Raw genomic sequence first — 19,446 nt, forward strand, 5'->3', positions numbered from 1 at the left:
CAAATTAAAAGTCTTCTTAACTTATTTTTGTCATAAAAGATAACATGTATTTATAGACGGGAATATATAGTCAGTTGTTACTTGGAGTTTTTTATAGGAAGAAGAGTTTGATACAAATAAAAAGGAATAGTGGGTAATCCACTACTCCTTTTTATTATACTTGCAATTCCCGAATAAGTTCAGCAATAATTTTAATGCTTCTATCGATATCTGGTAAAGAAGCATAGGCGTAAGAAAGCCGAAGATAACTGCCGGTTTCTTGTGCATAGATACTTCCGGAATTAAGCAATATTCCTCTTTTTAAAGCACGAGAGTATAAAGATTTCATTGAAATAGAAGGTTGAATATGCACCCATATAAAAAAGCCTCCTTCAGGATTCGTCCATGTCGCTACATCTCCTGCATATGTTTCTAAAGCATTCAGCATAACTTTTCTTCTTGTTCGCAATTCGGTTCGTACCGTTTCCATATGCTGTTGATATAAGCCATTTTTAAACCATTCTGCTGCCACTCTTTGAGACAATGAGCTGGATCCATAATCCGTTTGCATTTTAATATCCGCCAAACGCTCAATGACTGGTTCTGGGCCGACTATCCATCCGATACGTAATCCCGGGCTTAATGTTTTAGAAAGACTGCTAACATATAACACGTGTCCATTTTTATCTAAAGCTTTTAATGGCAACGGAGGCTGTTTATTTAGCCATAATTCGCGGTATAAATCATCTTCAATAATAGGAAGCTGATGTTCCTCACATTCTTTCAGCAAATCGTAACGCCTTTTTGAGGACATTAATGTTCCCGTTGGGTTATGGAAACATGGATTTGTATATAAAATAGCTTGCCCTTCTTGAGGGTCAGCGCGTTTTATAGCTGTTACTTTTATTCCTTCCTCATCCATAGAGAGACCTTTGAGTTTCATTCCGGCTGATTGAAATACATGTAAGGAGTATAGATAAGAAGGTTTTTCTAGCAAAACCGAAGAGTTTTTTTGCAGCAGTCCAATTGAAATAAGCTGAAGAGCTTGAAGAGCGCCGGAAACAATTAAAATAGAATCTGGAGAAGATTCAACCCCCATTGTTTTCATATACGTACTTAACTCTTTTCGTAAAGGAAAATACCCCTTTGGTTCTTCGTATCCCAGAACTTCCATGTTTTTTGCTACTTTTTCCATAGCGTATTTCATTTTATCTTTAGGGAATATGTCAGGTGAAAGCTCTCCTTTGCTTAATTGAATAAGGTTTGAGTTAAATTCGGATTCATTAATATCTTGTACCATTGCTTGACTCGGACGATGCATACCTGATTTCACATGAACATTCCAATCGGGCGGAGCCGTAGCCAAAAGTGTCCATGTATTATTTATAACGATTGTTCCCTTTCCCATCTTACCTTCAATTAAACCGTCCGCTGTTAATTCCTCTAATGCCGTGATGACCGTACTTCGGTTAACATCGAACATAGCAGCAAGCTTTCGCTGACTAGGAATTTCACTTCCAATCGGCCATTCTCCACGCGCAATTTTCTCTTTCATAAAATCAATGATTTGCTTGTATTTTGGATAACTCGAACTGTTCTCTTGATTCATACACTTACTCCTGTTTTTAAAGTGGTTGGGTTAATTGCTTTTAAACTGGTTGAAGACATTTTATCAAATGTTTATTAACATGGGAACCACAATAGATACTGGTTGGATTCAAAATGAAAAATGGAGATGAATAGCATGAAATTAACGTTTAGTTTGGTGTTCTTACATATACTGATGATTAGCTTATGGGCTTCAGCATTTCCAGTTATTCAAATAGGGCTGGAATCGTTTTCTCCTCAGCACCTTGCTTTTGTTCGGTTAAGTATTGCTTCTTTAGTGCTGTTAGTTATTGCAATAGCCACACGCATGTGCTTGCCTGATATAAAAGATATTCCACTTCTTTTAGCACTCGGTTTTTTAGGTTTTACCGTATATCACACGGCATTAAACATTGGAGAAAAAACGGTGAGTGCGGGTATTGCGAGTTTACTGGTCTCGACTACTCCTATTTTTTCTTCGCTTTTAGCTATTTTTCTTTTTCAGGAGGAGTTCGGAAAAAGAAAATGGATTGGATCTGCAGTAAGCTTTGCGGGTATTGCACTTTTAACCTTGAGCAAAGAGAATTTTGTACACTCAGTTAATGGAATCTTACTGATTCTGCTAGCTGCCCTTGCAGAAAGCATCTATATAGTATGTCAAAAAAATTTATTAAAAAAGTATGGTTTCCTTTCTTTTGTGACGTACAGTATTTGGGGGGCTACAATTTCTATGCTTGTTTTTTTACCTGGGTTAGAAACAGAACTTGCACATATCTCTGTCAGATCAGCAATAAGCGTGACATATTTAGGATTATTTCCAACCGTTATTCCCTATATGGTACTCGCTTATCTGACATCGCGTATAGGTTCTGCTGAGGCTGCCATTTCTCTTTACTTAACTCCTGCGCTGTCCTTTTTCTTAGCGTGGCTGCTTTTAAAAGATATCCCGAGTGCAGCTTCCATTGTTGGAAGCATCATTACGTTATGCGGCGTGTTGCTTACACATAGTAAAAGAAAAGTAGTGGCAAAAGAGACAAAGTTCACAATACAAAGATAATGTGTACGATTTAAGTAATTCTCTTATAGGCTATGTTTTTTATCTATATATTTTATTTAGAACATACTTTAATTTCTTCTTTTTGCAGTTTAATTAATAATTAATAAAAAAGCACCTTTCTTTAATCTTGGTTTAAGATTTAAAGAAAGGCGCTTTTTTATGTAGTTTCTAATTCTGCTTTTATTTTTCCAGCCACTGCGTGAGTCAGCTGCTGAAGATCGTAAATCTCTTCTCCTGAAAGTACTACATGTCCGTTTAAAACGTGGTTATGTTTATATGCTCGATACGTCACTTCGATACTTTTTATCGCACGCTCTACTTCATCATTCACCATAATACTTTCATAGTGATAGGATAGTGTTTCAATTCGAATCTGCGTATTTTTCATATTCATTCACCCTCCATGAGCCGTTGACTAAAAATATGACTGTTAGAGGTGAACTATACATAGAAACTTTTTTGTTACCACCTAATTTGTTATTTAGAACATATTTTAATTACTTAATTCATCTCTGCTATTCTTTTTTTACAAAATACCAAAATAAACCCCCGCTTTTCGGAGCGGGAGTTTATTGCTTGTAGTACCAGCCTTTTTTATCTAAAAACTGTTTAACTTTTACAAAATCCAGCCCAGCTGCGGTAAGTTCAGCGGACGGATTACCTATTGCATGTACGTGTAATTCACTGTCGATTCCTTCATTTTTTAAGAAAGCACGAAACTCTGTTTCCATGTCTTTACTTAATCCGCCTGTTTTAATTGTAATTGGGATAGGTTCTACGTCTTTCATTTGCACAAATCCGCCTGGAATAGCCCATGCTGCATTGGTATACCCATATACGCTAAATACTGTGCCTTTTTTTATAGTTCTAAAATTCTCTGTTACATTCGCATATTTGTAGACTCCAATATCCTTCTTCGCTTTTACTTGAAAAGAATATTTATCTCCGAGTGAAGTAACCTTTGGTAATGATTCTTCGACAGGATTACTTACACCCTTAAGCAATTCCATCATTTTAGCTAATGTTGTCTCATCAGCTTTTCCAGTTGACGTTAATCCATACTTTTCTTGAAGAGCTTTAACAGCTGCAACAGTTTCGCTGCCATATTGACCATCGGTTCCTTGCTGGGAAAGTTCAAATCCTAATCTAATTAAGTTTTGCTGCAGTTCTTTTACAGCTAGTCCGCTATCACCTTGCTGCAATTGTGCTGATGGCTTATTATTTTCCACCACCGTCACGCCTGTATTAATACTATTAAAGAAATCCAGATCCATTTCATTGATATCAACATTGCCTTTAATCCCGTTTACTTTTCCTTGATCTGTATATTGAAACATAGACCATCTATCCCAAATCGCCGTATCACCTGGGTTAACGAATCCCTTAGAACGGTTACTTCCACTGTAACGAGCTATCCATAGCGGATATCTTGCCACGGCGCTTGTAAAATTGGATTTAATAAAACTATACCCCGTGTAAAGAATAGGCGTAATGCTTGTTTTCCTTTCAATATACTCCATCCATCTGACTGCAAAGGCTGTGACCTGCGCTTTTGTTTTCCCTTTATTCTCTTCCAAATCTAAGCAATGAGGCAAATCAACCTTCATGCTGCCTAATTTATTTAAAAAGAAATTAACTTCTGCAATGGGATCATTATCAGCATGAGCAAAGTGATAAAAGCCTACACGTAGACCTGCATTTTTTGCACCTATATAATTATCATATGATTTTTTATCTAAGAAGGTTGTACCTTCTGTTAATTTAATATACGCGCCTTTTACACCATCCGACGCCACTTTTGCCCAATCAATTGTTCCGTTGTGATGAGAAACATCAATGACCTTAATATTTTGATTATTACGGTTTTGCATTGCTATCACTCCTTCATACAAACTATGAATAAAAAAGGAAATGGCAACTGATACAGGCCTATTAAATAGATATTAGGCTTTATAAAAAAACTACACTAAGAAGGGATCTTGGTAGCCTTCCCTTATTATAAGAAATGAATTTGTGCAATTTTATAAAGTGAGGAGAGCTATATTCGTTTATACTAATAATATGAAGATATACTGAATAAAAAGTGGAGGAATATGATGTCTTTAATAAAAGAAGCACGTAGATATGCAGAACACGCTCATAGCGGCCAAATGCGCAAGCTGTCCGATACACCTTATATTGTTCATCCTATTAACGTAGGTACTATTTTAGAAAAAGCAGGTTTTAGTGAAGAAGTAATTGCAGCAGCTTATCTGCATGATGCTGTAGAAGATACAAGTGTAACACTCGAAGAAATTGTACAAAGATTTGGTTTAGAGGTAGCGGGGATTGTTGAAGCTCATACAGAAAACAAATCAAAAAGCTGGGAAGAACGTAAACAGCACACAATTCAAATTGTGAAAACTGGTTCTCTTGAAGTGAAATCTTTAATTGTAGCAGATAAATTAGACAATTTACGGTCTTTAAAAGAAAGCTACGATCAGCAAGGAGATACGATTTGGAATAGCTTTAAAAGAGGATTCGAAAAGCAGAAATGGTACTACGAATCCATCAGCAAATACGCTGCACAAGGATTGGAACCAAGCCAAATCCCAAGTTTTTTTTATACGTATAAACAAGAAGTAAACGATTTTTTTAGAAGTTAATATTCATATGAAGAAATTAGAAAACACTGAAAATAACTATTGCGAACGCGCTGCATACGTATTAAAATATAGTAGAGTCAACACGCAATAAAGGCTCTACATAATCGGGACTGTAGTTCAGTGGGAGAATACTTGTCTGGCAGACAAGGGGTCGTGGGTTCGAATCCCATCAGTTCCATAAAACCAGTCGTATCAAGAGTTTAAAACGCTTTAAAACTCTGCAGGATGGAATGGTTGCAATACTATTTCATCTGACCTCTTCATGATTTCCATGAAGAGGTTTTTTATTTTCTTTTTACGATTGATCCTCATGATTTTTATGATTATTCTTTTCACTGCTCCTGCTGACAATTTCTCTAAGTTCACCCTCGTCGCCTTTTGCATTGATGATTTCAAAAAGCTGATTCAGCCCTTCACTTGTTTCATCATTTGGTTCTTTGCCCATTCTATCCCCTCCTTTTGCTTCTAGGATGCCCATTTTTTTCACATTGTTTCATATAAAAAGCAATTCATCAATATTAATCGGCCGTAAAAGTATACCTTTACGACCCTTGTGCAATTACTGGTTATACGGATATACTCAATCAATTCTTTAAATTTCGCAGCATTTTATAGGGTTTCTAATACTCATCTATAATGAAATGATCATCACAAACTTCGTTAAAATCGTTCTCTTCGTGGAGATCTACTTCTTTATCTTTAGATATCTCGGTTTCTTGTGTAAATAGTTTAACAAGCTTTTTTAACATTGTTCCACCTCATATCTTTCATTAATACATTCAGTATGATTAATTTATATGAAGCCAGTATGAATTGAAACTTAAGATAATGTGAATGTAGACATTAACGTGAGATGTTAAGCATGCTTATCCCCTGGACAAAAAAGTTATTTCATTCTACAAAGAAGTGATTAGTATATCAGCTGTATGTGGCATTCGTTCTATAACAGTCGTCTTTGTTATTCGTTATTCGTTTTGCTATTGTACTAGGTAGCTTAGTTTTATGTATTATCGCTTTAATCCCTTAGTTATCAACATCCTTAAATACCATTCAAATGGCTTGTGTAGTTAGAATTATCCTTTTGCTTGCTTTGTTTTTCTTGGGTGATATCCACAATCAAACGAAAAAACGCAAGCTATAAAAAAAGAACTTTGTATGCTGCTGCAAAGTTCTTTTCATAAACACTTACTGTTTGTTAAGAACTGTATGAAATATGAAATAGCTCATACACTTCTTATACAATCGTTAAGACCGATGCTTTTTTAATACTTCTACTATCACTTCTTAAAGTAGTAATCACCTATTCTTTTGTAGTCATAGAATGAAGAATCCTTACCTTTTTTTCACAATATTCAACAATTTCATAACAGGCTGTGAGAATATCATGTTTAGACAGTTCTATTTCATCAAATACAAATTTTGAAAGCTGCTTCTGCAGAACCTCCAGCTTTTTGCTGTCTTCTTCATCGATCCATAGCCCTTCCGTAATACACACATCTGCTAGTTTGTTAATAGATTGAGCCGTCCAGTTTAAGCTGGCTGAAGAAACAGTTTTTGTAAGTAAATCGTTTTTTATAGCTAGAATAACTTGACACACATGGGTATAGGCATCAACTTTCTTTTGGATAAATGCTTTGCGAATCTCTTGTTTGTATTGCTCTTTCGACATCACTATAGCTACGACAGACGTAATGAATGTTCCTGCCAGCGCGATGAGCGACCCTATCAAAATTCCTATCAGTTCTCCGGACAAAACGTTCACCTCTTTAAAGGTATTTCTATATGCTATGAGAATGAAGGAATTGATATGAGGTAAACACCATGTAAAAACAGCCCTAACTTTTCTAAGTTAGGGCTGTAACACTAAAATATGACGGGAACCAAATTAGATAATACGACTTGTAATAATTCCTTCAATTTGACCGATTTTTTCTTCTAGCTCAGGCACAATCTCGTCACTTACTTGATTGTCAATATCGATCATTGTATACGCATATTCACCGCGGCTTCTGTTCACCATATCTGCGATGTTTAAATTGTAGTTTGAGAATACTTGCGTAAGTTGTCCTACCATATTCGGCACATTATGATGGAAAGCAGCTACGCGTTTTTTCCCAGTGTAAGGAAGAGATGCATTCGGGAAATTCACTGAGTTTTTAACGTTTCCTGTTTCTAAGAAATTTTTCACTTGACGTGCTGCCATTACCGCACAGTTTTCTTCTGATTCTTGAGTTGATGCCCCTAGGTGAGGAATTGGCACAACATTTTTCATGTTCAAGACATTTTGATTTGGGAAATCTGTAATGTATCTTCCAACTTTTCCACTTTCAAGAGCAGCTTTCATATCTTCTTCGTTTACAAGCTCACCGCGTGAGAAGTTCAAAATATGAACATCCGGTTTCATGATGCTAAACGTTTCTTTATTGAAAACACCTTTTGTATCGTCCGTTAATGGAACGTGAACCGTAATATAGTCAGATGCTGCAAATAGTTCTTCTAGAGACATTGCACGCTGTACGTTGCGAGACAAATTCCAAGCTGTATTAACAGAAATGAATGGATCAAAACCAATTACGTCCATATCTAAATCAAGCGCATCGTTTGCTACAAGAGCACCAATTGCACCTAAACCAATAACGCCTAACGTTTTACCTTTGATTTCTTTTCCAACAAACTGTTTTTTACCTGCTTCAACTAACTTAGGAATTTGATCACCTTGGCCATCCAATCCTTTTGTCCATTCAACTCCAGCAAATAAGTTACGAGAAGAAGCCATAATTGTAGTTAAAACCATTTCTTTTACTGCGTTTGCATTAGCTCCTGGCGTATTAAATACAACGATACCTTGCTCCGTGCAAGCGTCCACCGGTATATTATTAACCCCTGCTCCAGCTCGTGCAATAGCTTTTAAATTTTGGTCAAATGCCATGCTGTGCATGTTAAAGCTACGCACGACAATCGCATCTGGATTTTCGCTGTCGTTGTCAATTTGATAACCTTCTTGATTAAAAACATTTAGACCTTTTTGTGCAATGTTGTTTAATGTTTTGATTGTTTGTACTTTTTTTAATGTTAATGTGCTCATTTTGTACTCTCCTCTGATTATCATCGTAGTTTTACATGTTTTTACCTTTGGATAAAGGAACTTCATTTTTAATTTTTTAAAAAGTCTGGTTTTTTAGCCTACATATGTGATAACTTCTATATCCTCTCCCCCTAAACAGAAAGAGGTAAGAGATATGTATTAATCCCTTACCTCTGCCCAGGCGAACGGCTACGTCACTATATGCTTCCTCACGGTTATCCGCGTTTCGCCAGTCACATATAGTCTTTGAAATTAAGTATATTCTAGCAAACTCTTTCAGAACGTTCAACCTTTTTTTAAAAGTTTGCTTTTTTCAGTCTAATTTTTAATCTCTTTAGCGAATCTCCTAATATATTGACAAATACCCTAATACATGTTAAATAAGAAGAGTGATTAGCACTCTATCAACTCAAGTGCTAATTGTTTTATAAGCCCTATTTGGAAAGGAGAATTTCTTATGTCAAAAAAAGAATTCAAAGCCGAATCAAAGCGATTATTAGAGATGATGATTAATTCCATCTATTCTCAAAAAGAAGTATTTTTGAGAGAACTTCTATCAAATTCAAGTGATGCAATCGATAAAATTTATTACAAAGCCTTAACAGACGACTCCTTGCGTTTTAACAAAGAAAGCTATTACATAAAAGTAACACCAGATAAAACTAACCGTACCTTAACCATTACGGATACTGGAATTGGCATGACGCAAGAAGAGCTTGAAAGCAGCTTGGGCACAATTGCGCGAAGCGGTTCCCTTGCGTTTAAAAACGAAAATGAAACAAAGGACGGGCACACAATTATCGGCCAATTCGGCGTTGGGTTTTACGCAGCGTTCATGGTGGCAGATGTCGTGACCGTGATTAGTAAAGCGTTAGGCAACGATGAAGCCTATAAATGGGAATCTACTGGTGCTGATGGTTATACAATCGAGCGGTGCGAAAAAGAAACGGTTGGGACTCAAATTATTTTAAAAATTAAAGAAAATACAGAAGATGAAACATATGATGAGTATCTAGAAGATTATCGTTTAAAAGAGATTATTAAAAAGTATTCAGACTTTATCCGCTACCCAATTAAAATGGACATAACGGAAAAACGTCCTAAAGAAGGTTCTGATAACGAGCTAGAAGATTATACAGAAGAGCAAGTTATCAACAGTATGGTACCGATCTGGAAGAAAAATAAAAACGAATTGACTTCAGAAGACTATGAGCAGTTTTATTCAGAAAAGCGCTACGGATTTGATAAACCGCTCACTCACCTTCATATTAATGTGGATGGAACGATTCGCTACAATGCTATTTTATTTATTCCAGAAAATAGTCCGTTTGATTACTACTCAAAAGAATTTGAAAAAGGACTTGAACTCTACTCAAACGGCGTCTTAATTATGAATAAATGTGCAGATCTTCTTCCGGATTACTTTAGCTTTGTAAAAGGTATGGTAGATTCTGAAGATTTATCTCTTAATATTTCACGTGAAATTTTGCAGCAAGACCGACAGCTTCAGCTGATTGCCAAAAACATCGGCAAGAAAATCAAAAATGAATTAAAAAGCTTACTTAAAAACGAACGTGAAAAGTACGAGAAGTTTTATGAATCATTTGGCCGCCAGCTGAAGTACGGTGTTTACAGTGACTTTGGCAGCAACAAAGACGTATTAAAAGACCTGCTTTTATTCTATTCTTCTACAGAGAAAAAGCTCGTAACACTAGACGAATATGTATCGCGCATGCCTGAGGATCAAAAGTATATCTATTATGCATCAGGCGAATCGTACGACCGAATTGAAAAGCTTCCTCAAGCAGAATTGGTTGCAGATAAAGGGTACGAAATTCTGTATTTCACAGAAGATATCGATGAATTTGCGATTAAAATGTTAATGACGTATGAAGAAAAAGAATTTAAATCTGTTTCAAGCAGTGACTTAGGGATTGAATCAGAAGAAGAACAGCTCAATGAGTCTGAGGAAAAAGAGAATAAAGAGCTATTTGACTATATGAAGAAAGCTTTGGCGGGAAAAGTAGGAGATGTCCGCGCGTCTAAACGTTTAAAAACACATCCCGTGTGCTTATCAGCTGATGGTGAAGTAACGATTGAAATGGAGAAAATTTTAAGTGCTATGCCTGACAATCAGCATGTAAAAGCAGAAAAAGTGTTAGAAATTAACGTACATCATGATGTATTCGCTTCTTTAAAAGATGCATTTGAAAATGATAAAGGGAAATTAGACCTTTATACAAATTTATTATATAACCAAGCTCTTCTAATTGAAGGCTTATCTATTAGTGATCCCGTTGAATTCACAAATGATATTTGTAAAATCATGATATAAAAATCAGGCGCAGAATGATTCTGCGCCTGATTATATGTATGGCATAATAAAAGTAGTTATATAGTAAGAAGCGATAAAATGGGTACGGGCAGTTCTTCTGTTACTCTTATTGAGTGTTTGCCTTCTTTAAAATGAAAAAGGTCTGATTTAAACTCTGCGACTTTTTCTCTTTTTTGATTAAAAATACACGCTTCCTCTACAGCTTCATGACTGCTTAACATGTAGACGTTATTTCCCCATCTAATTTCTTGTTTGCCTTCGTTTTTAATTATTCCTTTACCTAATAAATACCCCACTGTTTTTCCATTTTCTTTTATCACCCACCGATGTTTTTCCACGTGATCAATAAGCACCGTTCTTTCTTCCCATTGAACTTGTAAATGTACCTTTAAGCCGCAGGAGAAGATAGGAAACCAAGAAATAGAATCTAAAACAGGAAGTCCATCACGAGTTAAAAAATCAATACTTTTCGTCCACATATTTTTATGCATTCTCTTAAGCTGTCCGACGTTTTCTCCATTTTCATTTGTAACTGCTATGGTCTTCCCCGCTGATTTAAAATAGGGAAGATAAAAAATATATTCTTGCATATAAGCCTCCAAAGGTTCTGCACTTCATATTAACAGCGTGTACATAGTTATGTTTCTATCTTTCATATATTTCGTTTATTTCTTTTAATTTCTTTCTTTGTTTAAATTGGCTTTGATTTTCTTTTAAATGCTTTAGTAAAGCAACAATCAAGAAACTAACAATCACAAGAAGAAGCCAAGAGCTAATTTTACTTATATGAACCATTGTCCACTGCTGCTGTTGATCTGGATACTGCCATGCTCCAAAAAATGTTGCGATATTTTCAGCGATCCAAATGAAAAAGCCAATCAGTACAAAAGACAATACTAAAGGCATGCGATATGTACGTTTGTTAACCGTAAAATATACAAAAGTTCGATAAAAAATAAGTAAAGTAAAAAGTTTTAAAAACCAGCGGAAGTCATAAATAAAATGATGCGTGAAAAAATTAAGGTAAATAGCCATACTTAGTATACTGACAATCCACGTAGAAGGCCAATTCGTAAGCTTTAATTCAAGCCTTCTCCACACTTGGCACATGTAGCTGGCTACACTAGCATACATAAATCCGCTGTACAGCGGAACTCCCCAGACTTTAGTGAAAGCTTTTTCTGGATAGCTCCATGAGCCCATATGAACTTTGTAGAGTTCTAACGCTAGTCCAATTAAATGAAATACTGCGATGACTTTTACTTCATCAAGCGTTTCTCGTTTAAACATCACCATTAAAACTTGAGTTCCTAGACAGACTAATAAAATAAGGTCATATCTAGAAATAAACGGTACTTCAATTATTTTTGTCATAGCCAACGTAAGAAAAATGATAACAGGAAAAACACAAGATTTTGCTTGTTCTAAACCAAAATAGATTAATTGCTTCATTGTAACATCCTATCTTTATAGTATTCCTTAGTATTTTCACAGAAATGATTCCTTGAAAATTATTGCAGATTTTTAAAATTTATTCAATAAGCATCTCCGCTGTTTTTGTAACGAAACTATCATACCCAGCGGAGAATCGTTTTCTCCGTTAACTTTTCAAAAAATCGGTTACTCTCTGTACATAGCGCTCTTTATCATAAGATAAGTACAGATAACTGGTTAACTGTACAGGCTCTCCAAAGAAAAAACGTTCATACAGTGTTTCTCTTGTGCCAAACGGACTCATAGTTAAATCCCACGCTAGTCGAAAAAGCTTAATTCGATCTTCTGCCCCTCTCGATTTAGCTTGCAAATAACGCGTAATATCTTCTTTAACCAATGAGCGGCACGTATTTTCTGTTGGTATTGCCATTAGTCCGCTTGCACCTAAAAGCTGGATAATCTCTGTAAAGGTAGGATATGTTTTTGAAAATATATTTGCGGCAATACGAAGTGTAGTTTCATTTGGACGCATGTATCCCCATAGATCAATCTCCGCTTCTTCTTCTGCTTTCATTACGAGAGCTTTCATCGTTTCTAACGCAATAATAAGCTCCGTTGCTTTTTCTCGTACATGCGGATAGTCTATAATGTTAATGGTTTCGATCAGAGATTGTACAATCCCTAATACAAACTCTGTTTTGACAATTCTCCTTGAAGTTACCTGATGCAGAGCAAAAGCTGAGAAGGAACTAGAAGCAAGGAATGTATTTGATACGTCTGCATTTTCATAGAAAAACACGCGGTTCCATGGTACTAATACATGGTCAAAGACAACAATTGTATCCATTTCTTCAAATCTAGAACTTAATGGATAATCAAACGCCGAATCTTTTCCTGTAAATGATTCTCTACAAATAAATTTAATTCCTTTTGTATTACTTGGAATCGAAAAAGCAAATCCTTTTTCTTTTCCTTGAATGCCCGCTGAAGACAGTACGAGCAGCTCATCCGTCATTCCACCCTGTGTAGCAAGCAGTTTCGCGCCTTGGATAACGATTCCCTCATTATTTTTATCAACTATTTTTGCTGCTATCGGTTCGTCGTTTTGCTCGTAATAAAATTGGATTCGATTGACTTGAGGATCGATGAATGTATGAGTGAGCGATAAATCGTGCTCTCTTACATATTCATAATAAGAAATGATGTTTTCAGGAAAGCAGTTTTCTGTTCCTCTCAGGAGTTCTGCAGAGGATGCAAAAGCCATCAATACGGTATTCATATAATCCGGAGTTCTTCCCATCATACCATGGGTTAATTGCGCCCATTGCTGAGTCATCTCTCGTCGTTTTTTTAACTCTTCTTTTGTTGTAGGCTGTAAATAAGATGTACCAAAAAAATCCTCAGAATCCGGAGATTGGTATGTCATGATATCTTTAATTTTTTTATCATGCTGAAAATCATAAAGTTTAGCTTGACTGTTAATGGCTCCTTTAAAAGCCGGATGTTCTGATATATTGCCTGTTACGAGCTTGCCATCAACCCATACATTTGCTTTTAATTGATTAATTCTCTCTACGTATTGCTTCCCATTAATTGCTGACATACTCCCACTCCCAGACTTTCGATAAATATTTTTACCTATTGCATTTTTATCATATTACGATGTCTTTTCCATGTTTCCTTCATACATCACAGCTTTGAGCACAAAAAAAGAAGGTCACAGTAACCTTCTTTTTTATAATTTATTTATATTGAATATCATTTCTTAGGGATTCAACTTTATTTAATGCTTGGTCAATATCCGGCTCTTCAACATTAAAGTGAGCAAGTGCATCGTGAAGGTGCTTAGCAATTGCATTAAAATGTTCGGGTTGAATATTCATATTTGCATGTGCTTTGGCCATCGACTTTCCTGAATATTGATTCGGTCCACCTAAGGCAAAGCTTATAAATTTGGCTTGATGTCGACGCTGTTTATCCATATCCGTATGCTCGAAAAAGTGACTGACCGTTTCATCTTTTAACACGAGCTCAGAATAAAAATAATTAACTACTTTTTCAATAGCTTCTTGTCCTCCCACTTTTTCATACAATGTTTGTTCCAAAACAATTCCTCCTTTTGTACCTTTCCCCATTATTACTCAATAGAAGTGTTCATATTCTTTAAAAGGCTTCTTTATGAAAATTCGTTGTCCCCATGTTTTATTCCTCTTCCACATAAAGAATAAAATGTAAAGAAGTGAACACAATGTAAAGGAATTGTAGAAGCTGTATGTAACATCTTTCGTTACTGGGCTTTAGGAATCATTACATTTTGATAAGCACTTATCTAGTACACGTAAGTATAAGCCGGCACGCCTTTTACTCCTACTCGGCATGAAAAAAGAGAGCCGGCAGCTTCTTCGTATTTTTCTTCTTCCTTAGCTGTGGTGATAAATAAGGTTTGTAAATCGTCTCCTCCAAATGTACAGCAGGTTACATTGGAAACAGGAAGATGAATAGATTCTATAATTTCTCCTTTATCTGGATCTACACAAATGACTTTCGAACCTCCCCAAAGCGCTACCCATAATCGGTCGTGTTCATCAATTGTCATTCCATCAGGAAACCCGTCCATATCTGAAAGGTCAATCACCACTTTTTCATCTTCGAGCCTTGTTGTTTCTTTCGAAAATGAATAAGACATAATTTTATTTTTCGGTGAATCAACCAGAAAGAATTTGTCTCCTGTTCGATTCCAAGCTAGCCCGTTTGACACGCTTAATCCTTCTTTAGCGCTCTTAATGACACCTTTTTCATCTACTACGTACAGCTGGGCTTTTCCTTCTTCATTTTCTTCACTCATCGTTCCAATCCAAAAGCGATTATATGGATCACATTTCCCGTCATTAAAACGCATGGTTTTTTCAAGAGTATCTAAACGGATATACTCTTCATGATTCTTTTTGTTTTTATCAACTAAAAGCAGCTGATTACGGGTGGAGACAATCAATTTTGAATGATTGGTTTTAGAAACACTTGTAACGACTGAAGGAAGAGCAATATCTTCTAAGGTTGTCGTTTTTGGATCGTACGTAAGAAGCTTTTTATCTAAGATGTCTACTAGCACTAATTTTTGATTTTCTTCATCCCATAGGGGTCCTTCAAGCAAACGGCCATCGTACTTTTTTTCAATTTTTGCTTCCATTTTCAAGCTCCTTTTTCATTTTTATGTACAATCATTTTTTTATAATCGCTTTCTCAAAAAAATATTCTTTTAAACAAATAAAAAAAGCTAGGAATATCTTTCCTTTTTCATAAATACCCGTTGTATGACATTCTTTAAACACCAGGTTCTAAGAGAATTTTTTCATAAAAAAAGCAGCGCGCTTTGTATAGCGTGCTGCTTTTTTTTATTATAAAGTTACGTGTTCTTTTTCAAGCTCTTTAACACGTGCTGCAAACTCTTCTTCTGTTAAACCGTGTTCTTTTACATAGCGGTTGCGAGGGCTCACTCGGCATTCATGTGAACAAGCGCGTAAATATTTGTGTTCATTTTCTTCAGAAGCTAAGATTTTCTTATTGCATTCTGGGTTTGCGCAGTTAACATAACGTTCACAAGGCTCGCCGGTAAAGTGGTCTTTTCCGACAATCACATGCTCTTTTTGGTTAACTGGTACGCTAATGCGTTCATCAAATACATAGCACTGACCGTCCCATAGTTCACCTTGTACTTCAGGGTCTTTTCCGTATGTTACAATACCTCCATGAAGCTGGCTTACGTCTTCAAAACCTTCTTCAAGAAGCCACCCAGAGAATTTTTCACAGCGAATACCGCCTGTGCAGTAAGTTAAGATTTTTTTATCTTCAAACTGATCTTTGTTGTCGCGAATCCATTCAGGAAGCTCACGGAAGTTTCGAATATCCGGACGAACAGCTCCTCGGAAATGACCTAAATCGTATTCATAGTCATTTCGTGCATCAATTACGACCGTATTCTCATCTTGCATCGCTTGATAAAATTCTTTCGGGCTTAAGTAATTACCCGTTACGCGAAGAGGATTCACATCTTCTTCTAATCGAAGAGTTACTAATTCTTTACGGTGACGCACGTGCATTTTTTTGAACGCATGTTCATCTGCTTCGTCTATTTTAAATCCAATACCTTCAAAACGAGGATCATTTTTCATCGTTTCCATGTATTTATCTGTTTGTTCAACTGTTCCTGATACCGTTCCATTGATCCCTTCAGCCGCAATTAAAATGCGTCCTTTTAATTCAAGCTCTTTACAAAATGCTAAGTGCTGAGCTGTAAACTCTTCAGGATTTTCAATTGGAGTGTACAAATAATATAGTAGTACTTGATATGGTTTTCTTTCAGTCATGTTGCTTCTTCCACCTATCTGTTTATATTTGCAAGATATAATGCATGTAGGTCGGTTATTGTGAACCGAATTGATGTTAACAATTCATTACTTAAAGGTACATTACGACAAAAACAACATCCTTTTTATGAGGATGCTTCTATCTAAAAAGTATTACAGTGAATGATTGTTTCAAAAACATACAGTATTTAAGCCTGTAATAGTATAACATATCAAAGCGTCCACTTCTAGGATTTGTTCTTCAATAAAAATTTTATTGATGCGATACGTTCTACCTGAATTTTCCCGCGCATACATGATGAGATATAAATCTTTGAGATTGGGGGCGAAAATAATGCCTTTTTATACATTAAAAGACAGTGCAACTTTGTACTATGAACAACAAGGGGAAGGAACACCTATTATTTTCATTCACGGAGTTTGGATGAGCAGTCGTTTTTTTCATAACCAGCTTTCTTTTTTTTCAAAACAGTATCAAACTATTCTTTTGGATTTAAGAGGACATGGAAATTCAAGTCATACTCCATACGGCCATACAATTTCCACTTATGCTCATGATGTGCATGAGTTTATAACCACTCATCAATTAAAAGACGTCATATTAGTAGGCTGGTCGATGGGTGCTTTTGTTGTGTGGGAATATTTGAAACAATTTGGTCAAGAAAATGTAAAAGGAAATATTATTGTAGATGAAATGGCTTCAGATTTTAAATGGCCCGACTTTCCGATCGGTGCATTTGATTTACCTGCGCTTATTTCGCTCATGCAGGGTATTCAGCTTGATCGAACAAGTACATTAGAAAATTTTATTCCGCTTATGTTTAAGGATGAATTAACTGAAGAAGATAGACATTGGATTATGAAAGAAGTAACGAAAATGCCTGAGTCGATAGCCAGTGCTATTTTGTTTGATCAATCCATTGTGGACTATCGAGATTTTCTCCCGTTTATTGCAATCCCTACCTTACTGTGCTTTGGAAAAGAAGAAAAGCTCATTCCGGTAGCAGCTGGAAGACATATTCAAAAGCTGGTTTCAGGTTCTGTACTTGAAGTTTTTGAGAACAGCTGCCACTGCCCTTTTCTTGAAGAAAGCGATCGGTTTAACAAAGTTGTGAGCAACTTTATCGAACATATCTAATTTACAAACTTAAAGAAGCAGCGCTTTAGCTACGCTGCTTCTTTAAGTTAAATGAAACCTTTTATGCCTTTATGTATTGCTTTAGGGTAATAAAATCTCGCGTCCGTCATAGGCAAAGCTTACGTTTTCATCTGAAAGCATCTCGGCGTGCTTTTGGATATCAATATCATGTGATAAATGAGTAAACACCATGTTTTTGGCCTGTAGCTTCGCTTTGATCTCCATTGCCTCTGTCACGTCATATACGGATCTTTTTTCTTTTTGAAGATATTCTTTCCAGAAAGATGTACCAAATATCAGTAAATCTAAGTGGTAAAAGGGCTGCCACTGTTCTTTTGTCACATTAAAAGAATCGGATACATACGCCCAGCGTTCGCCTTGTTTTTGATGAACCACAATGCCGTAGGAATGACCGTTAAATCCGTGATTTACTTTATGAAACGTAATGGTTGTTTCTCCACTATCCCATTTTAACGTTCCTTTAAAGGTAAGCCCTTTTCTTTTTGCGAGATAAGGAAATCTTTCGATTAACTCGCTGATGACTTTAGGCGCTCCTACGACTTCTGTATTTACATTATTCCAATAGCATAAGTCGGCTAAATCTCCTAAACCAGCCACATGGTCATTGTGAGGATGAGTAATAAAAACGGTAGAAGGGATTTTTTTGTTATTGTATAAATGAAATTGATGCTTAAAATCAGGTGATACGTCAATCAAAAACACGTTACCGTCTATTGTAAACTGTGCACTAGGCCTTGTGCGCTGATTTAATTGATCTTTTTGTGTACATACTTTACAGTCACATAATAATCGAGGCACTCCTTGAGCATCGCTCGTCCCATAAAATAAAAGCTTATTCATTGCTCTGTTTCCCCCTTTTTTTCTTCTAAAGGTCTATCTTTTTATTTCAAGAAATGTCCTATGTTGTTCTGCATCGTTCTTTTATTTGTCCTTCTAGAATAAAACCAGCTTTTATGTAAAACAGCCAGTCTTTTTAACGACTGGCTTTGCTATATTCCTTATAAAAAGCGTTTTTATGCTTTTTCTATTGATTTCTTTCTTCATCTCTTTCAACAATATGCTGAAGAATAGATAATTTGTTCGTCCAAAATTGCTCGTAGTAAGAAAGCCAATCTTGTATCTCTTTTAAAGGCTCTGGCTGAAGACAATACACTTTTTCTCTGCCTTTTTTCTGTCCATGGACTAAGTCTGCTTCTGAAAGTATATGAAGATGCTTGACAATAGCGGTACGGCTTATTGAAAAATGAGACGTTATTTCTGATATAGGCAATTCTTTTTCAGAAAGCAGCTCAAGTACTTTTCTTCGAGTAGGATCAGCAATGGCTTGAAAGATATCATGCTTGGCAGCTGATAAAGTCATTTAGTTTTCAACAACCTTTCGAAGTTTTTCATTTACGAGACTAATCCACCCGTAGCTCATTCTATCTCGTACCACTGAACTCTTTTCGTTTGCTTTTTCAAGAAGTGTTTCAGCTTCTTTCCACCCGCTATGAATAAGCGTAAATTCAGTTTGATTACCCATTTCTTTTAAGGTAAACGAAACGACCCATCCATCCGTATCCCAAGAGAAAGAAAGATAGTTTGGTGCATCTATTTCTAATACTTTACACGGAGATGGGCCAAAAGGCGATTGCAAATGAAATTCATATCCTACCTGAGGCTGAAAATCATTAGGCATGAACCATTGTTGGAGCCCTTCTGCGGTTGCTACTTTATCCCAAACTTTTTGAATCGGCGCGTTAAATATTATCGTCTGTTTTACATCTTCTACTACACTTTTATCATTCATCGTTATCTTCAT

The 19,446-nt window shown here is 36.0% G+C and carries 19 protein-coding genes, 1 tRNA gene and 1 riboswitch; of the genes, 5 read left to right on the forward strand and 15 right to left on the reverse strand.

Going from position 1 to position 19,446, the window contains the following annotated elements; translation table 11 throughout:
• Window positions 1–154: 154 nt before the first annotated feature.
• Window positions 155–1,588: a MocR-like pyridoxine biosynthesis transcription factor PdxR gene (pdxR, locus tag AC1DEF_RS07785; RefSeq protein WP_477727340.1), complete on the reverse strand. Its 1,434-nt coding sequence runs from the start codon at window positions 1,586–1,588 to the stop codon at window positions 155–157.
• A 135-nt stretch (window positions 1,589–1,723) separates the two neighbouring features.
• Between pdxR and AC1DEF_RS07790 the strand changes: the two genes are divergently transcribed.
• A complete protein-coding gene (locus AC1DEF_RS07790) occupies window positions 1,724–2,623 on the forward strand; it encodes a DMT family transporter (protein ID WP_097823372.1) in 900 nt (299 codons plus the stop codon).
• A 157-nt stretch (window positions 2,624–2,780) separates the two neighbouring features.
• On the opposite strand, the gene AC1DEF_RS07795 is transcribed toward AC1DEF_RS07790, so the two are convergent.
• Both AC1DEF_RS07795 and AC1DEF_RS07800 read right to left on the reverse strand, forming a co-directional pair.
• A complete protein-coding gene (locus AC1DEF_RS07795; protein WP_016764194.1) occupies window positions 2,781–3,011 on the reverse strand; it encodes a hypothetical protein in 231 nt (76 codons plus the stop codon).
• A 181-nt stretch (window positions 3,012–3,192) separates the two neighbouring features.
• Window positions 3,193–4,494, reverse strand: a complete 1,302-nt coding sequence (locus AC1DEF_RS07800) for a GH25 family lysozyme (RefSeq protein ID WP_057243558.1) — start codon at window positions 4,492–4,494, stop codon at window positions 3,193–3,195.
• Window positions 4,495–4,719: 225 nt separating this feature from the next.
• Between AC1DEF_RS07800 and AC1DEF_RS07805 the strand changes: the two genes are divergently transcribed.
• Window positions 4,720–5,268, forward strand: coding sequence for an HD domain-containing protein (locus tag AC1DEF_RS07805; protein WP_043982544.1), 549 nt, complete (start codon window positions 4,720–4,722; stop codon window positions 5,266–5,268).
• Between the two features lie 106 nt (window positions 5,269–5,374).
• Window positions 5,375–5,446 (forward strand) — tRNA-Ala (locus AC1DEF_RS07810).
• Between the two features lie 117 nt (window positions 5,447–5,563).
• Here the strand turns inward: AC1DEF_RS07810 and AC1DEF_RS07815 are convergent.
• From AC1DEF_RS07815 to AC1DEF_RS07825, 3 genes are all read right to left on the reverse strand, one after another.
• On the reverse strand, window positions 5,564–5,713 hold the full coding sequence (locus tag AC1DEF_RS07815) for a hypothetical protein (protein ID WP_013057122.1): 150 nt from the start codon (window positions 5,711–5,713) through the stop codon (window positions 5,564–5,566).
• An 855-nt stretch (window positions 5,714–6,568) separates the two neighbouring features.
• Window positions 6,569–7,021 carry a hypothetical protein gene (locus tag AC1DEF_RS07820; RefSeq protein ID WP_477727341.1) on the reverse strand — a complete coding sequence of 151 codons (453 nt, stop codon included), beginning with the start codon at window positions 7,019–7,021 and terminating at the stop codon, window positions 6,569–6,571.
• A 132-nt stretch (window positions 7,022–7,153) separates the two neighbouring features.
• Window positions 7,154–8,353 (reverse strand): phosphoglycerate dehydrogenase, encoded by a 1,200-nt coding sequence (locus AC1DEF_RS07825; protein ID WP_097823374.1) that lies wholly within the window; start codon window positions 8,351–8,353, stop codon window positions 7,154–7,156.
• Window positions 8,354–8,521: 168 nt separating this feature from the next.
• Window positions 8,522–8,600: riboswitch (ZMP/ZTP riboswitch) on the reverse strand.
• A gap of 210 nt (window positions 8,601–8,810) precedes the next feature.
• Here AC1DEF_RS07825 and htpG point away from each other — a divergent pair.
• A complete protein-coding gene (htpG, locus tag AC1DEF_RS07830; protein WP_097823375.1) occupies window positions 8,811–10,688 on the forward strand; it encodes a molecular chaperone HtpG in 1,878 nt (625 codons plus the stop codon).
• A 56-nt stretch (window positions 10,689–10,744) separates the two neighbouring features.
• Here htpG and AC1DEF_RS07835 read toward each other — a convergent pair whose 3' ends face one another.
• The 6 genes from AC1DEF_RS07835 to trhO form a co-directional block, all read right to left on the reverse strand.
• The gene (locus tag AC1DEF_RS07835) at window positions 10,745–11,278 is read right to left on the reverse strand and encodes a tubby C-terminal domain-like protein (RefSeq protein ID WP_477727342.1); all 534 of its coding nucleotides are present in this window, start codon (window positions 11,276–11,278) and stop codon (window positions 10,745–10,747) included.
• Between the two features lie 55 nt (window positions 11,279–11,333).
• On the reverse strand, window positions 11,334–12,140 hold the full coding sequence (locus tag AC1DEF_RS07840) for a DUF817 domain-containing protein (protein ID WP_097823377.1): 807 nt from the start codon (window positions 12,138–12,140) through the stop codon (window positions 11,334–11,336).
• Between the two features lie 148 nt (window positions 12,141–12,288).
• Window positions 12,289–13,725 carry a 4-hydroxyphenylacetate 3-monooxygenase, oxygenase component gene (gene hpaB / locus AC1DEF_RS07845; RefSeq protein WP_097823378.1) on the reverse strand — a complete coding sequence of 479 codons (1,437 nt, stop codon included), beginning with the start codon at window positions 13,723–13,725 and terminating at the stop codon, window positions 12,289–12,291.
• A 139-nt stretch (window positions 13,726–13,864) separates the two neighbouring features.
• Entirely contained in the window at window positions 13,865–14,227 is a 363-nt protein-coding gene (locus tag AC1DEF_RS07850) for a group I truncated hemoglobin (protein ID WP_097823379.1), read from the reverse strand.
• 224 nt (window positions 14,228–14,451) lie between these two features.
• On the reverse strand, window positions 14,452–15,309 hold the full coding sequence (locus tag AC1DEF_RS07855; RefSeq protein WP_097823380.1) for an SMP-30/gluconolactonase/LRE family protein: 858 nt from the start codon (window positions 15,307–15,309) through the stop codon (window positions 14,452–14,454).
• 208 nt (window positions 15,310–15,517) lie between these two features.
• Window positions 15,518–16,486 carry an oxygen-dependent tRNA uridine(34) hydroxylase TrhO gene (trhO, locus tag AC1DEF_RS07860; RefSeq protein WP_097823381.1) on the reverse strand — a complete coding sequence of 323 codons (969 nt, stop codon included), beginning with the start codon at window positions 16,484–16,486 and terminating at the stop codon, window positions 15,518–15,520.
• Window positions 16,487–16,820: 334 nt separating this feature from the next.
• Between trhO and AC1DEF_RS07865 the strand changes: the two genes are divergently transcribed.
• A complete protein-coding gene (locus tag AC1DEF_RS07865; RefSeq protein ID WP_176521219.1) occupies window positions 16,821–17,624 on the forward strand; it encodes an alpha/beta fold hydrolase in 804 nt (267 codons plus the stop codon).
• A gap of 81 nt (window positions 17,625–17,705) precedes the next feature.
• On the opposite strand, the gene AC1DEF_RS07870 is transcribed toward AC1DEF_RS07865, so the two are convergent.
• The 3 genes from AC1DEF_RS07870 to AC1DEF_RS07880 all read right to left on the reverse strand — a co-directional run bounded on the left by AC1DEF_RS07870 (window position 17,706) and on the right by AC1DEF_RS07880 (window position 19,434).
• On the reverse strand, window positions 17,706–18,485 hold the full coding sequence (locus AC1DEF_RS07870) for an MBL fold metallo-hydrolase (RefSeq protein ID WP_097823382.1): 780 nt from the start codon (window positions 18,483–18,485) through the stop codon (window positions 17,706–17,708).
• A gap of 184 nt (window positions 18,486–18,669) precedes the next feature.
• Window positions 18,670–19,005, reverse strand: coding sequence for an ArsR/SmtB family transcription factor (locus AC1DEF_RS07875; RefSeq protein WP_043982530.1), 336 nt, complete (start codon window positions 19,003–19,005; stop codon window positions 18,670–18,672).
• Entirely contained in the window at window positions 19,006–19,434 is a 429-nt protein-coding gene (locus tag AC1DEF_RS07880) for an SRPBCC family protein (protein ID WP_097823383.1), read from the reverse strand.
• Between the last annotated feature and the right edge of the window lie 12 nt (window positions 19,435–19,446).

The sequence above is a fragment of the Priestia sp. 10L35 genome (genome assembly GCF_056395685.1).